12 protein-coding genes are annotated in these 14545 nt (G+C 57.8%); 6 read left to right on the top strand and 6 right to left on the bottom strand.

Annotation, left to right across the window (positions count from 1 at the left end; genetic code table 11):
* Positions 1 to 22 precede the first annotated feature (22 nt).
* Both Poly24_RS09395 and Poly24_RS09390 read right to left on the bottom strand, forming a co-directional pair.
* Positions 23 to 2050, bottom strand: a complete 2028-nt coding sequence (locus tag Poly24_RS09395; RefSeq protein WP_145093776.1) for a putative bifunctional diguanylate cyclase/phosphodiesterase — start codon at positions 2048 to 2050, stop codon at positions 23 to 25.
* A gap of 2 nt (positions 2051 to 2052) precedes the next feature.
* Positions 2053 to 3963: a CHASE4 domain-containing protein gene (locus Poly24_RS09390; protein ID WP_197452455.1), complete on the bottom strand. Its 1911-nt coding sequence runs from the start codon at positions 3961 to 3963 to the stop codon at positions 2053 to 2055.
* Positions 3964 to 4260: 297 nt separating this feature from the next.
* Between Poly24_RS09390 and rlmN the strand changes: the two genes are divergently transcribed.
* Entirely contained in the window at positions 4261 to 5358 is a 1098-nt protein-coding gene (gene rlmN, locus Poly24_RS09385; RefSeq protein ID WP_231753549.1) for a 23S rRNA (adenine(2503)-C(2))-methyltransferase RlmN, read from the top strand.
* A gap of 29 nt (positions 5359 to 5387) precedes the next feature.
* Here rlmN and Poly24_RS09380 read toward each other — a convergent pair whose 3' ends face one another.
* A complete protein-coding gene (locus Poly24_RS09380; protein ID WP_145093771.1) occupies positions 5388 to 5870 on the bottom strand; it encodes a CinA family protein in 483 nt (160 codons plus the stop codon).
* 169 nt (positions 5871 to 6039) lie between these two features.
* Here Poly24_RS09380 and Poly24_RS09375 point away from each other — a divergent pair, with 169 nt between their 5' ends.
* The gene (locus Poly24_RS09375; RefSeq protein WP_145093769.1) at positions 6040 to 6297 is read left to right on the top strand and encodes a DUF4404 family protein; all 258 of its coding nucleotides are present in this window, start codon (positions 6040 to 6042) and stop codon (positions 6295 to 6297) included.
* Positions 6298 to 6357: 60 nt separating this feature from the next.
* Here the strand turns inward: Poly24_RS09375 and Poly24_RS09370 are convergent, their stop codons facing one another.
* Together Poly24_RS09370 and Poly24_RS09365 are read right to left on the bottom strand one after the other, a co-directional pair.
* Positions 6358 to 7734: a hypothetical protein gene (locus tag Poly24_RS09370; RefSeq protein WP_145093767.1), complete on the bottom strand. Its 1377-nt coding sequence runs from the start codon at positions 7732 to 7734 to the stop codon at positions 6358 to 6360.
* A 4-nt stretch (positions 7735 to 7738) separates the two neighbouring features.
* Positions 7739 to 8467 (bottom strand): penicillin-binding protein activator LpoB, encoded by a 729-nt coding sequence (locus tag Poly24_RS09365; RefSeq protein WP_145093764.1) that lies wholly within the window; start codon positions 8465 to 8467, stop codon positions 7739 to 7741.
* Positions 8468 to 8764: 297 nt separating this feature from the next.
* Between Poly24_RS09365 and Poly24_RS26985 the strand changes: the two genes are divergently transcribed.
* The 4 genes from Poly24_RS26985 (at position 8765) to Poly24_RS09345 (ending at position 14039) form a co-directional block, all read left to right on the top strand.
* On the top strand, positions 8765 to 9148 hold the full coding sequence (locus Poly24_RS26985; RefSeq protein WP_197452454.1) for a hypothetical protein: 384 nt from the start codon (positions 8765 to 8767) through the stop codon (positions 9146 to 9148).
* Between the two features lie 161 nt (positions 9149 to 9309).
* Complete coding sequence (ileS, locus tag Poly24_RS09355; protein ID WP_145093761.1) at positions 9310 to 12780, top strand: isoleucine--tRNA ligase; 3471 nt, start codon at positions 9310 to 9312, stop codon at positions 12778 to 12780.
* Between the two features lie 162 nt (positions 12781 to 12942).
* The gene (purN, locus tag Poly24_RS09350; RefSeq protein ID WP_145093758.1) at positions 12943 to 13575 is read left to right on the top strand and encodes a phosphoribosylglycinamide formyltransferase; all 633 of its coding nucleotides are present in this window, start codon (positions 12943 to 12945) and stop codon (positions 13573 to 13575) included.
* Positions 13572 to 14039, top strand: coding sequence for a hypothetical protein (locus Poly24_RS09345; protein ID WP_145093755.1), 468 nt, complete (start codon positions 13572 to 13574; stop codon positions 14037 to 14039). The genes purN and Poly24_RS09345 overlap by 4 nt, the downstream gene beginning before the upstream one ends.
* On the opposite strand, the gene coaD is transcribed toward Poly24_RS09345, so the two are convergent.
* Positions 14002 to 14496 carry a pantetheine-phosphate adenylyltransferase gene (coaD, locus tag Poly24_RS09340; RefSeq protein ID WP_145093752.1) on the bottom strand — a complete coding sequence of 165 codons (495 nt, stop codon included), beginning with the start codon at positions 14494 to 14496 and terminating at the stop codon, positions 14002 to 14004. The genes Poly24_RS09345 and coaD overlap by 38 nt on opposite strands.
* Positions 14497 to 14545: the final 49 nt, after the last annotated feature.

The following is a 14545-nucleotide window of genomic DNA, read 5'->3' as shown; positions in this document are numbered from 1 at the left end:
TCGGCAATCGCTAACGCCCGTTCTAACAGGGTTCCAGATCGGGGAAGTCCGCCGGGCGGGGTGGAACGGGCAGCGTCGTTGTTCGCGATTGAGCGATCTGTTCCAAACGATCCATCAACGCGATCACTTCGTCGAGCGTCTTCGGTTCGGAAAAATAGTACCCCTGCCCAAGGTCGCACTCCAGATCGCGAAGCCGTCCCAGTTGACGCTGCGTCTCGATCCCTTCGGCGATCACGGTCACACCCAAATTGTGCGCCAGTGTAATGATCGCATGGATAATCGATTCATAATCGACATTCGATTCCATGGTGGACACAAACGACCTGTCGATCTTCAGCACATCGATCGGGAACCGATGCAGGCAGCTGAGCGACGAGTGCCCGGTGCCAAAGTCGTCCATGTGCAATTCGACACCCAAGTTGCGAATTTCATGCAAGCGATCGACGATATGTTCGGGGTTCTGCATGATCAACGACTCGGTGATTTCCAGATTGATCAGTTTTCCCGGAAGGTCAAAACTCTTGAGGATTTTACCCAGCATCACCACGAAACCAGGATCGATGATCTGCCGTTTGGAAACGTTCACGCTGACCGAGATCGGACGTCGTCCATGGCCGGGGTTCAACCGCTTCACCGTCCGGCATGCCTCTTCGAGAACCCATCGGCCAATCGGCACGATCAATCCGGTCTCTTCGGCGACGGGAATGAATTCGGCCGGACTGATTAATCCGTTTTCGGGATGGTGCCAACGCAACAACGATTCGACTCCCGTAACCGTGCCATCTTTCACGTTAAAGATGGGTTGGTAGACCATCCTCAACGCGTTGTCTTGCAGCACGGTTCGAAGCGACGCTTCCATCTCCAATTGTTTGAGCACCGACGAATGCATGTTCCGGTCAAAGACCGCCAGGCAGCGTTTGCCGGAGAATTTAGCGCGATACATCGCCAGGTCGGCGTTCCGCATCAGGTCTTCGGGCGTGGCGACGTCGGAGTTCGCAAACGCGATCCCCAAACTGGTTCCGACGCTCAGTTCTTGATTTGTCAACACGTAGGAATTGATCAGATCGTCGCGAATGGTTTCGGCGAACCGAATCGCCAACGCTTCGGTTTCGACATTGGCCAGAAAAACAACAAATTCATCCCCACCCAAGCGAGCGACGAGGCTGTGCGGTGTGTTCGAATCTCGACCGATCCCCACGGCGGCGTCACCACACATCGAACGCAACGTGTCTTGTAAACGTTTTGCAATCTGGACCAATAATTCATCACCTACGATATGCCCCAGGCTATCGTTGATCAGTTTGAAATTGTCCAAATCCAAAAAGATTAGCGCATCGCACTTGTCGCTGTTGATCTCGCGTCGGCGAAATTGTTCCGCCAAGACGTTCTTCAAATAGTTGCGGTTGGGCAACTTGGTCAAATGGTCGTGTGTCGCCGCGTGCTGCAGTTCGCTTTCAGCGGTCTTCCGTTGGCCGATCTCTTCCTGCAGCTTATCGTTGGCGTTTTGCAGTTGTTGCAGCCTCAATTGGCTGGCCACACTGCTGCGCTGCTTTTGCGTCATCGCCATCGCCAATTGCAAAACCTCTTCGCTGGCGAATGGTTTTTTCACAAACAGCAGATTGTCGCGATGCCCCAACCGTTCAATGATTTGTGGCCAGGAGTAGTCCGAGAACGCGGTGCAGATAATCACCTGCAGCGACGGATCGACCTGCCACAATCGGACGATGGTTTCCAGGCCATCGATTCCCGGCGGCATCCGCATGTCGACAAAAGCCACTTCAAACGGCTTGCCCTGGGCGAGTGCTGCGGTTGTTAACTCAACGGCTTGCAAGCCTTGCATGGCATGGGTCAATTCAAACGTCATCAACGCCTGTTGGTTGGCAGATGAAGATCCCGATGGCCCATCGCCAAACAGTTCGGCTTCCAGGTCATCCAGGTCCGAATCGTTGTGGTCGTTGCGCAGCAACACGGTTCGATAGGCATCGTGAATCGATTGCTGATCGTCGACAAGTAAGATTCGTCCCGGTCGGTTTGCATGATCGTGGCTCATGTTTACACCGCCTCTGAAACAGAGTTATTCGGCAGTGACAGAATGAAAGATGATCCCAACCCAACCCCTTGGCTTTGAACCGTGAGTGAGCCTTTCATCTGCCGGGCGGCATTGGCACAATAATGAAGGCCGTGGCCATGCCCAAGTGGTTTGGTGGTGAAGCCGCTGGAGAATATTTTCTCAAGGTTCTCCGATGAGATCCCACAGCCATGGTCGACAACTTCAATACACAGTTCCTGGGTATCCGAAAGCGTCACCTCGATCAGAATCTCTCGGTTTTTGGCGTCGTAGTCTTTGATCGCGTCCTTGGCGTTGGCGATCAGATTGACCAACACCTGAATCACCTTGCCCCGATCCAACCGAACCTCGGGTAGATTCTCACATTGCACCTTAACCTTCACGTCGTGGCCGTCCAGCGAAGCCTGCAGCATGCCGATCGCATCGCTGATCAATTTCTTCGGTCGAACCGATTCAATCACTTGCGCTCCGGTGGCCAGCTTTTGTTGGGCCTCCAGGATTTGACCCGCATGCTGAAGGTTGGCCGACATCGACTGCAGTTGTTCCAAAATTTCCAGATGTTCGATTTCCAAGTGGTCGGTCACCTGGCAGATGTAGTTGGGCAGTTTTTGGCCACGTGGGTCGGATACCAAAAAATCATTCATCTGGTGCTCATGGGCTCGCAACAGATCCACCGACTTTTTCAGCCCCAACAGCTTCGATCGCTCCAGCCGATTCGACATCGAACTGGACAAGACGTTGACGTTGGTCATCACATTGCCCACGTTGTGAAGCACGCCCGTTGCGACGTCCGACATCCCGGCGCGACGCGACAGTTCGATCAGGCGGCTTTGCGTGTCGGCAAGGTTGTCGACCATTCCATTGAAGTGGCGGGCAAGGTTGCCGAATTCATCCGAGCGACGGACGTTCACGCGAACGCTCAAGTCGCCGGTCTCGCCGATATGGCTCGCCCGGTCCGATAGATGGGTCAACGGCGAGATCACAATGTTTTGCAGCAGCACCAACAGGATCGTCAGGACAACAAAGGCGGCGACCAATAGTGATCCCAAGGCATAACGCATCGCGACGCGGCCGGTTTGCGAGATGTTTCGATAGACCATCGCGTGCGTTCGCAGGATGGGTTGACCCGAGATATCCAACAGCATCGATTCGACCGCCAGACGTTCTTCATCGATCTCCGTGATAGAGACCGGGACATCGCGTTGCTTGGAATCGGACACCGCGGCGTTCTTGGCCGGTCGTTCTTCGCCCGTCAGTGGCTTCACGGTGAACGCGACGGAAATTTGATCAGCGATCGATTTCACGACCTTCGCGTCCAGGAACCGCCCCATGATTAATGTACCGTGTCGCGGAGAAAGCCCGCCGGTCCGAAGAATCGGCCGCGCAGCGACTTGGATCGGGCCGTATTCGGTCATCAACAAACCGCCGATCGCAGCATCCTTCGGCGCTACCGAAGCATCGCCACGTTTTAACAACGGATGCGTCAATGGCCAGTTGGCGGTCGGAAAAATGGACGAATCGAGCGATTTGCTGGAGCCCTCTTTCCGAAAGCTGCGGTGGACCACTTTGCCTTCGTTATCGATCACGGCCAACAGATTCAGATTGGTATCCTGAAACATCGAATCGACGTACTCTTCGGCCCCCAGCTGGCGCTTTGGGTCGACCACGAACTGATGCAGGTCGTCCCACGAGGCGCAATCGTGAACAAAAAAGTCCAAGTGCTCGATGTCGCGTTCGATGGCCTGATGGCAGCGCTGCAGGTTTTGCGTCGCTTCGCGCTGCTCCAGCGAGACAAACTGCGGAAAGACCACTAATTGCTGAATCGCCGCGTCGATCACGACGTACAGCGAAAAGACAGCGATCAGGGTTAGCAGGATTTTTAAACGCAGGTTCATAATGGAAGTTGCTCGACTCGCGGACGACTTGCGACGTTGTTGTTTATTTCCATGCACGGGAGGCGATTTGCGGCTGATCGCTTTGACCCTCCGAAGACTAGGCTTCATTCCGGTGCCTGCCGTTGGCTTTCAGAGCAATTTGGCGGCTTTCAAAAGTCCGGCTTCGAGGCGCGTCGTTGTAATCCGAACCAGCCGCGCAACCCGCCCCCACCTGCGGTACGCCGTTTGCGTCTTTTGAGGCGTTCTGCTTTAATCGATCGGCTTGAAGAAACCTTCACAATGGCCGACTTTTTACCAATGACTGATACCCCGCGCGATCTCGAAACCTCTCCCCCGCAACGCCGCAGCCTGCTGGACTTGCATCGCGACGAATTGGTCAGCTGGTTGGCCGAGCAGGGCCAGCCGAAGTTTCGTGCGGCCCAAATCCTTCGCTGGGTCTATCAACAACGGGCGATGTCGTTTGGCGAGATGACCGATCTGCCGGCAAAGCTGCGGCAGCGGATGTCCGAAGACTTTGATCTGTTCACCGCCGACGTCGAAATCGAACAGGTCTCCCACGACGGCACCGAAAAACTATTGCTTCGTCTCCGCGATGGGGGGGAAATCGAATGCGTTCTGCTGCGCGACGGACCGCGTCGGTCGATCTGCGTCAGCAGCCAGGTCGGCTGTGCGATGGGGTGCGTCTTTTGCGCCAGTGGGCTCGATGGTGTGAAACGCAATTTGACCCGCGGCGAGATCATGGAACAGATGCTGCGATTGCAGCGGCGTCTCCCCGCCGACGAACGACTCAGCCACATCGTGATGATGGGGATGGGGGAACCGCTAGCGAATCTCGACAACGTCCTGGCCACACTGGACATCGCCCGCGACGCCGATGGTTTAGGAATCAGTCCCCGCCGGATCACGATCAGCACCGTCGGGTTGCCGCCAGCGATCGATCGGTTGGCACGGCACGGCGTTCCCTACAACCTCGCCGTCAGCCTACATGCCCCCAACGACGAATTGCGAAACCGCTTGGTGCCCGTCAACGTGAAGGTCGGAATCGACAAGATCCTGACAGCTGCCGACCGTTATTTTTCGATCAGCGGCCGCCGATTGACGTACGAATATGTGCTGCTGGGTGGCGTAAACGATTCGATGCAACAAGCGCATGAACTCGTCCGCCTGCTGCGCGGCCGATCGGCCTTACTGAACGTGATTCCCTACAACCCCGTTGCCGGTCTTCCCTACAAAACCCCCAGCACCGGGGCGATCACCCAGTTCCGTGAAGCGTTGGAACAAGGGGGCGTGAACGTGCAATTCCGGACTCGCAAGGGGAGCGACATCGATGCCGCCTGCGGTCAATTGCGCCGCAATCGCGGCATGCTTGACGAATCCCAACTGCCGCTGGCCTGAACCGCGTGCACGATCCGTCGGTGCCCGCGTTACAGTCGCTTCAACAGATCGGCCAACAGACAATCGACAGCTTCCCGCTGGCGATCGGTTCGCGTGGCGGTTTTCAGTTGATGCCGGGACGTTTCGATTTCCAGCGAGCCATCGCTGCGGCGTCGGGCGATCGAGACGAAGACGATGCCGTCGAGTTCTGGCGGCGCGTCGGGCCCCAGATGTCCAGTAATCGCTGCAGCCAGATCGGCATCGCCCGTCTTACCAAGCACTCCGGCCGCCATCTGTTCGGTCACCGGTGGGCTGACCGCGGTGAAACGAAGTAAGTCCGCTTCGTCGACACCCAACCAAACCCGCTTCATCGATTCGCGATAGGTCACCACCGAACCACACAACCAACGGGAAATGCCCGGAATCGAAGCCAGCGTCGCAGCGACTAACCCCGCCGTGCAGCTCTCGGCAAACACGATCTTGGTTTGTTGTTCGGTCAGACGGTCGGCAACGCGCTGTGCGAGTGGGATCATGCATGTCATAATAACGGACCGGTGACTCGGTCGAAACCGCTTTGCCTTCCACGATTGCGAATCGCGTGGGTGACGACAGATTGACTTGCTGTGTGGCGTGATGGTCGTCCCTGGCGTAAACTAACCGCTTCCCCTTTCCCCTAAAGAATTGTCGATTGAGAGACGCCCGATGCCCGAGGATCAACTAGGTCAAGAGCTGGAACGCTTGCACGCGATGCTGGCCGCGCAAGAGGAACTGACCGACGAGCAACGCGAGAAATTGCAGCAATTGGCCGACGACATCGAAGCGGCATTGGGCAAGTCCGATGCTCCGACCGATTTCGGTGACCAGATCGATGAATTGATTCGAGATTTCGAGGTGAACCATCCCACGGTGACCGATTTGTTGCGGCGGATCGTCGATGGCCTGGCAAATCTTGGAATTTAATCCGTCCCCGTCGCGGTAACCGCTCGACCGTCGAGAGGTCCGTTTTCCGAGGAACAACGTCTACCGGGCCGCCGCGGCGATGACGCGGTCGCTTGGCGCCGTGGCCAAGATGTAGGTGTTGCGGCCATCTTCGATTTCGACGCTTCGGATCATCGGATCCAAATGCAACGGGCTGCCGCGACCAAACGCTTGCATTTGGATCGCGTGCGTTCCCACGGGCAGTTCGGCGCGGAGGACTTGGATCTCGCGAGGCAGCAGACTCCAACATCGCGTATCGGTCTTTTCAGTCGCCTCCCACGCGCTGCCAGCCAGATCGACGACCAATTGCAACATCGGGTCCTGGATTCCGAAAGCGTCTTTCCCCGCGGCGACCGCCGATTTCTTGACGATCCGCCGCGCCACCGCCCGGACCAGCAAATCGGTCTTCTCCGCTTCGTACTGCTGCACCGCCATCTGGCCGACGTTGGTGATCGACTGTGTCAGCCCCAGCGTTTGACCGTCAGCCATCACGAACACGGTATCGATTGCCGTTTCGGGAATCGCCACGGCAGGGATCTCGATCGGAGCCATTGTCGGCGGGACGCTGTACTTACCGATTGCCGAAACGATCCGATCGGCGACCAGCAACACATCGCTGGTGACCGGTGCCCGCTGAGCGACCCGTTGCGGCCCCTGGCCGACCAGAGCAAAGAGATACACGACGCCATGCCCCGGTTGGCAATGGACACCGCTTTCGGCACGGGCGATGTCGATCTCCGCCGGAGCGAAGCTGGGCTGGATCTCCGAGACCAAACGATACGCCCGCGAAGCATCGTCGTAATCGCGGTAGTTCATCTCGCGAAGCACGCCGCGCATGTAAGGGGCTAAGGCCAACGGTTGATAATGCTTGTCGGCGTCCAGCATGCCGGCATCGATCGCCGCCTGCTGCAACTCCATCTGCTTGCTTTGCGCCTGCAACGCGTACGCTTCGGCATCGACCGCGTCGGACATCATGCTCGAAAGCGCCAGCATCGCCCGAATCATCACCTGTTCATAACCCCAGCCGCGGTATTGACGCGCGGTATCGTCGGTGATGTAGCTGATCGTTCCGGCGACCGGATCGGCCGCCTGGTTTTCGTCCAGCCTGGCACGGGCTTCCAGCAGCAATTGCTCGGCGTCGTCGGTCTCTCCGGCGGCCAAGTGGACCATCGCTAAATCGAGCGTTGAGACGACCGATGCCTTCCGATCCGACTCTTTGATCTTCTCGAGTGTCGCTTGCGAATCGTCGAACGCGCCGTGGTAGAACTGGTTGCGAGCCGTCGTCAGCGGCATCCCACCACGACATCCCGTCGGCAGACAGCACAGCAGTGCCAGCCCCCCCAAACACCAGCGATGCAGCATCGCCATCGGCCTGCCCAATTGGGGCCGGCGGTGAATGTCGCTCTTCACAGCGGCCACGCGATCAACCATCGCCCTGTTGGAAGACTCCGTATTGCCACCACTTGCCACCACGCGAATTGTGATAGCCCTTGCGGATGGTCGCCGATTCCTTGAAGTATTCGCCGGTGTGGATGTTAGTGATCTCCAGCGACAGCAGATAATCGCGCTGTGTCGACTTGTTCCGCTCGGTCGTTCCCGACGTGATCGTTGCGTACATTAAGAAATCGATCGGCGAACCCTGGCGCCCCAGTGTTCCGGCAAAGACATCGCGATTGGTCGGCAGGAACAACGAATCGGGGCGCAGCCGTGTTTCGCGAAGCGCCGCTTCGACCATCCGGCGGCTCACCAATTGGAACGAATCGTGCCCAGAGACCTGCGAATCGATCCGCTCGTACAACTGGTCCTTGAAGTCGCCGATCTCTTCGGAACTCTTGTTCTCGATCCCGACAAAGCAGACGGTCGCGGGGCGCGTTCCCACCAAAGGCAATTGGTGGCTGGCGGGCATCATCACCCCTGGGGGGATCTCCTCGGGGCCCACGGGTTGGATCGCTTCGGCCCCCGGCAAACATCGGCTCATCAACTTGCCGACCGATTCGTCGACCAACGGATTCCAGACCGCGGCGCCGGCCTGATGGCTGCCAACCAGGTCGATGTCGTCCCCTTTGAGGATATGGGCATAATTGTGGCTGCGGCAACCGCTTGATGCGGCAGTCGCTGCGGCGGTCAGGCACAGAAAAGTTCGGCGATCCATCGCGCGGGCTCCATTGCTAGCTAATTGCAGGCGAATCGTTCCCCTGGGGGGGCAGCGGCAAGCGCTGCACCGATTGGCTGCTGAATATATAGGGTCCTACAGGCATGATCGGTCATCGATCAAGCTCGGCTTTCGGATTCTGGCCTTCGCAGTCCCAAATTTGGCCAAAACCCGCAGATCTAAACTGTAAACTGGCATGAAGTTGCGTTGACAAACCAACCAGGTTGACGAAACTTTGATATCTTCTTGAACCCAATTGCACCCAATCCCCCAATCGCGTACCGGAACCGCCACCCTATGCTCGCCTCGCTAGCTGCCCCGATCGTACCGGAAACCTTCATCTCGCCTCTGCTGCCAGGAATGCCGGCCTCCCCCGGTTGGATTGGCGACGGCTCGCAAGCGGAGCTTTCGAACTTCGACGACGATGATGACGACAGCGACGACGATGATGACGACGACGAAGAAGAGGACGATGAATTCGCCGACGATGATTTCGGCGACGACCTCGATGGCGACGACCTGGACGACTTCGAAGATATCGACGACGATGATTTCGATGACGACTTCGACGACGATTTCGAAGAAGAACTCGAAGACGATTACGAATTGGATCTCAACGATGATCTCTCTACCGGCAACGACAAAGACGATGCCGATGGCGATTTCGAAGACATCGACTAAAGCAACGCTCGGCCGCCGCTGCCCCAGCGGTGCGCTTCGATGATCGATCGATCCCCGCTGAGTGGTTGCGGGGATTAAACGGCGGTTGGGATCCCCACGGCGGCATGTCCCAACCGAGCCGACGCACAACAAATTCTTCGCCAGAGCACGCGACTAAACTCATGTTTAAAGCAGTTTCCACGGACGTAAACTTCCCCGCGCAAGAACAACAGATCTTGGAATTCTGGGACCAGAACCAGATCTATGAGGAATCGCTGAAGCTGCGCAAGGACGCCCCGGCGTTTGTCTTCTACGAAGGTCCGCCAACCGCCAACGGGATGCCGCACCCTGGCCACTGCTTGACCCGCGCGATCAAGGATCTGTTCCCGCGATACCGCACGATGCGAGGTTATCTTTGCGAACGCAAAGCGGGCTGGGATACGCACGGGCTGCCGGTCGAAGTCGAAGTCGGCAAGGAACTGGGGATCCACAGCAAGGAACAGATCGAAGCGTACGGCGTCGAACCGTTCATCCAGAAATGCCAACAGAGCGTTTGGCGTTACATGCAGGAATGGGAACAACTGACCCGCCGGCTCGGCTTTTGGGTCGACCTGCAGAAGGCGTACGTCACCTACCACCAGAGCTACGTCGAAAGCGTTTGGTGGAGCCTGAAGAACTTCTTCGATCGCGGCCTGCTGTACAAAGGGCACAAGATCGTTTGGTGGTGGTCGCAAGGGGGAACCGCGCTGTCGGCGGGCGAAGTCGGCCAGGGATATCGCCAAGTTGCCGACCCCAGCGTTTACGTTCGCTTCCCTTTGGTCGACGATCCCAACACCAGCCTGCTGGTTTGGACGACGACTCCTTGGACGCTGCCGAGCAACATGTTTGCCGCGGTCCATCCGGAGCTGGAATACACGTTGGTCAAAGACGCCGATTCGGACCAACAGTTCTACGTCGCGAGCGCATTGGTCGAGACGATCGCTGATAAGGCGAAGCTGACGTTGGAAGTGGTCTCGACCTGCAAGGGGACCGATCTGATCGGCCGGCGCTACACGCCGCCATTCGATATCTATTCGAAGGAGCTCGCCGACGCCGAGGGAACGCTGGCCGATGGCTCGGGGAAACAGCACCTGTATTGGCGCGTGGTCGCTGCCGATTTCGTGACGACCGACAGCGGAACCGGCTTGGTCCACCAAGCCCCTGCGTTTGGTGAAGTCGATTACGACGTGTTGGCTCAACAGCAATCTCGCTTCGCCGACGGCCAAGCTCCCGAACTGCTCTACTGCGTCGGCCCCGACGGCAAGTTCACCGCCGCCTTCCCCGAATTCGAAGGCCAGTGGGTCAAGGATGCCGACAAAGCGATCAGCCGCGAACTGAAAGACCGCGGCCTGCTGCTGCACCAAGAACAGTACCTGCATGATTATCCGTTCTGTTGGCGAGCCGATCAGGATCCGTTGATCCAGTACCCACGCGAGAGCTGGTTCGTGCGGACGACCGAGTTCAAGGACGCGATGCTGGCCAACAACCAAAAGATCAACTGGTTGCCGGGCCATATCAAAGAGGGACGGTTCGGTAACTTCCTCGAATCGAACGTCGATTGGGCGTTGTCGCGTGAGCGCTACTGGGGAACGCCGCTGCCGATCTGGGTCTGCGATGAGACCGGCCAGATGGAAGCGATCGGCTGCTACGACGAACTGCTCGCCAAGCCAGGCATCACGGGGACCGAAGTCTGGGCCGAAGCGAAAGCGAAGAACCCTGAATTGGTCGACGATCTCCGCGTCCACAAACCGTATATCGATGAGGTCTCCTACGACTCGCCGTTTGCCGCCGGATCGCGGATGCGACGCGTGACCGAAGTCATCGACTGTTGGTACGACAGCGGTGCGATGCCGTTTGCCCAGTGGGGATACCCGCACCAAAACGCCGACGAGTTTAAGTCGCAGTTCCCAGCCGACTTCATCAGCGAAGCGTTGGACCAAACCCGCGGTTGGTTCTACAGCCAACTGGCGATTAGCACGCTGTTGAACGCGGATGATCCGAAGCATCCCGTCGATTACCCGCATCCGTTCAAGAACTGCATCGTGCTGGGGCTGATGCTGGCCGAGTGGTACGAAGACAAGAAAGATCCCAGCAAGCGATACCTTTCCGAAGACGAAGCCCGCCAAGCGTGCGGCGACAAAGGCTTCAACAAGAAGACGGGCAAGATGTCGAAACAGCTGCGGAATTACCGCAGCCCTAACGAGATCTTCGACCAGTACGGCGCCGACGCGCTGCGGTGGTACTTCTTCGCCAACCAAGCGCCTTGGAATTCGATCATCTACAGCGAGCGGACGATCAAGGAATCGATCCCCGAGTTCCTGCTGCGACTGTGGAACGTCTTCAGTTTCTTCAGCATCTATGCCGAGATCGACGGGTTCGATCCGACCGCGGGCATCGCTTCGGTCGACCAATTGTCGCCAGCCGAACTCGCTTCGGCCAAGGGATACCGCCCCGTTGCCGAGCGAGCGGAGATCGATCGTTGGATCCTTTCGGAACTGCATCGCAACGTGGCGATCGTCGTCGATCGGATGGATGCCTACGACAACTACGCGGCCTGCCAAGCGATCAACGAACTTGTCGATGGACTGAGCAACTGGTTCGTCCGCCGCAGCCGCGATCGTTTCTGGGCCGCCGACAAACAAGACCAGAACAAACTGGACGCCTACTGGACACTATACGAAGTGTTGTTGGAAGTCTCCAAAGTGATCGCGCCGTTTGTGCCATTCCTGGCCGAAACGCTGTGGCAGAACCTGACGGCCCCCTTCGCCGAATCGGAAGCTTCGGCTTCGGTCGGGACGCCGCGCAAGAGCGTCCATCTGTGCGATTACCCCGCCGCCACCGAAGGCTACATCGACGAAACGCTTTCGCAGCGGATGAGTCTGCTGCGCGAGATCGCTTCGCTGGGCCGTTCGGCTCGCGCCAACGCAAAGCTGAAGGTTCGCCAACCGCTGGCATGCGTCGAAGTGGTCCTGGCGGACAACTCGCACCAAGCGTGGTTGGAAATGCACGACGCCTTGCTGCGTGAAGAACTGAACGTCAAAAAGGTCGAATACACGACCGAAGCGGACAAATACGTCACCTACAACGTCCAGCCGAACTTCAAACGCCTGGGCCCACGCGTCGGCAAACTGATCCCGCAAGTCAAGCAATTGCTGGGCAAAGCCGATGGCGGTGAAATGATGGCTCAAATGCAGGCCGATGGCAAAGTGACAATCGAAGTTGGCGGCACTGCGATCGATCTGGACAGCGATGACATTCAAATCAGCCTGACAGCGCGCGACGGATGGACCGCAGCTCAAGGACGCGGCTGTGTCGTCGTCTTGTCGACCGACCTGACGCCGGAACTGGTTCGCGAGGGAATGGCTCGCGACTTGGTACGTTTTGTTCAAGAACGCCGCAAGGGAATGGACCTGCAGTTCACCGATCGCATCCGCGTTGGCGTCGAGACCGACAGCGACGATGTCCGCCAAGCGATTCAAGAGAACAACGCCTTCATTTGCGAAGAGACGCTGGCCGAAGATCTGGCCCTCGCCTCGCTGCCGGAAACCGAATCGGTCGCCGCGACACTCGGCGATTTTGAAGTCCAGTTCTACGTCACCCTGGCCGGGAAATAGGACAAGCAGACCGGCGGCGCGGCTGTAGACACGTTGCTCCCAAAGCCAAGCGTTCTCAAGCCCGGAGGGCGACACAAGATTTGCCGGTGGTGTAAGCCACCGGCAAACAGACCAGCTCACTTTGCCATCCCACAACTCCTTCTTTCACCCAACCAACTTTCCATGTCACTTCCAATCGCTGTTTTCATTTCTGGTGGCGGAACGACGTTGCGCAACCTGATTGCCTGGCAACAGCGAGGCCAGTTGGATGTCGACTTTCGGTTGGTGATCAGTAGCGCCGCAAACGCCAAGGGGCTCGAGTTCGCTGCCGGGGAATCGATCCCGCAGCAGGTGATCGTCAAAAGCAAATTTGCCGACGACCAGGCTTATAGCGAAGCGATGTTCCAACCCTGCCGCGATGCTGGCGTGAAGCTTGTTGTGATGGCGGGCTTCCTGAAACACGTTCTGATCCCCGCCGATTTTGAAAACCGCGTCGTCAATATCCACCCGAGTCTGATCCCGTCGTTTTGCGGAGCGGGGATGTATGGGACGCGGGTTCATCAGGCGGTTCTCGATTTTGGCGCCAAGCTGAGCGGCTGCACCGTCCATTTTGTGGACAACGATTTCGATCACGGACCGATCATCGCGCAGCACGCCTGCGAAGTCCGCGGCGACGACACCGCGGCATCGCTTGCAGCGCGTGTCTTTGAGCGCGAATGCGACGCCTTGCCACGTGTGGTTCAAGCGATCGCCGAAGGCCGCGTTTCGGTCACCGGTCGCCGCGTTCACACTCAACCCACAGAGAGTTCATCGTGAGACCTGGCCCTCGCTTAAGTGGCCCCAAGACGACACTGTTGTTGTACGGGTTAATCTTCATCACAATCACCACCGTCATTGGGACCACGGTTTGGATGGGGCGTGCATCGGATCAGCCGCTGCCTGTCAAGGCAGAGCTCGATCAACGCATGGTCGACGTTCCCGATGGCAGCGGAGCGACCCTGACCGACGTGATCGTGCTGACCAATCTCAGCGAACACGAATTGCCGAAAATCGATATCTCGATCAATTCGCAATACTTCCTTTACCGCGATTCGCCCCTGGGACCGCACGAGGAATTGGTGCTGCCTCAGTCGATCTTCTCGACCAAAAGCAGCCTCCGCTTCAACCCAGACAACTACCCGATTCAAACGATCACCGTGACGGGGCGGTTACCCAGCGGATCGCGCGGTGTCTACGAAGTCTCTATCGGAGACGCAGCTTCTCACGCAACTGAGGAATGATCGCGGCGGGGACAAACTTCGCCAATCGCGAGTCGTCGTCGCTGAGCGCGGCGATCTGCTTGAGCAGCGAACTGCTGATGTGAGCGTATTCCTCGTCGGCCATTAAAAAGACGGTTTCGATCGAATCGTCCAACTGGCGGTTGGCCATCATCATCGTAAACTCGCCGGCGATATCGGTCAGCGGACGGATCCCGCGCACCATCGCCGCGGCGTTGCTGTTGCGAACAAAATCAACCGCCAACCCGTCGAAGGTCTCGATTCGAAGATTGGGAATATCGCGAGTCACCTCGGCGATCAACTCGATCCGTTCCTGGCTTTCAAACAGCGACCGCTTCTCCGCGTTGATGCCGATCCCGATGATCAATTCGTCAAACAACCGCGTGGCACGACGGATGATATGCAGGTGGCCAAGGGTCACGGGATCGAAGGAGCCCGTGTAAACACCGATTCGTTTCATGCGAGCGGTTTCGTAGAGGAGAGGGGAGGGCGGATGGAGCCCCAGAAGC

Source organism: Rosistilla carotiformis (assembly GCF_007753095.1).
GTDB classification, from domain to species: domain Bacteria; phylum Planctomycetota; class Planctomycetia; order Pirellulales; family Pirellulaceae; genus Rosistilla; species Rosistilla carotiformis.
Note: the sequence above shows the minus strand (reverse complement) of the source record. Positions and strands in the feature narration are given on the sequence as shown.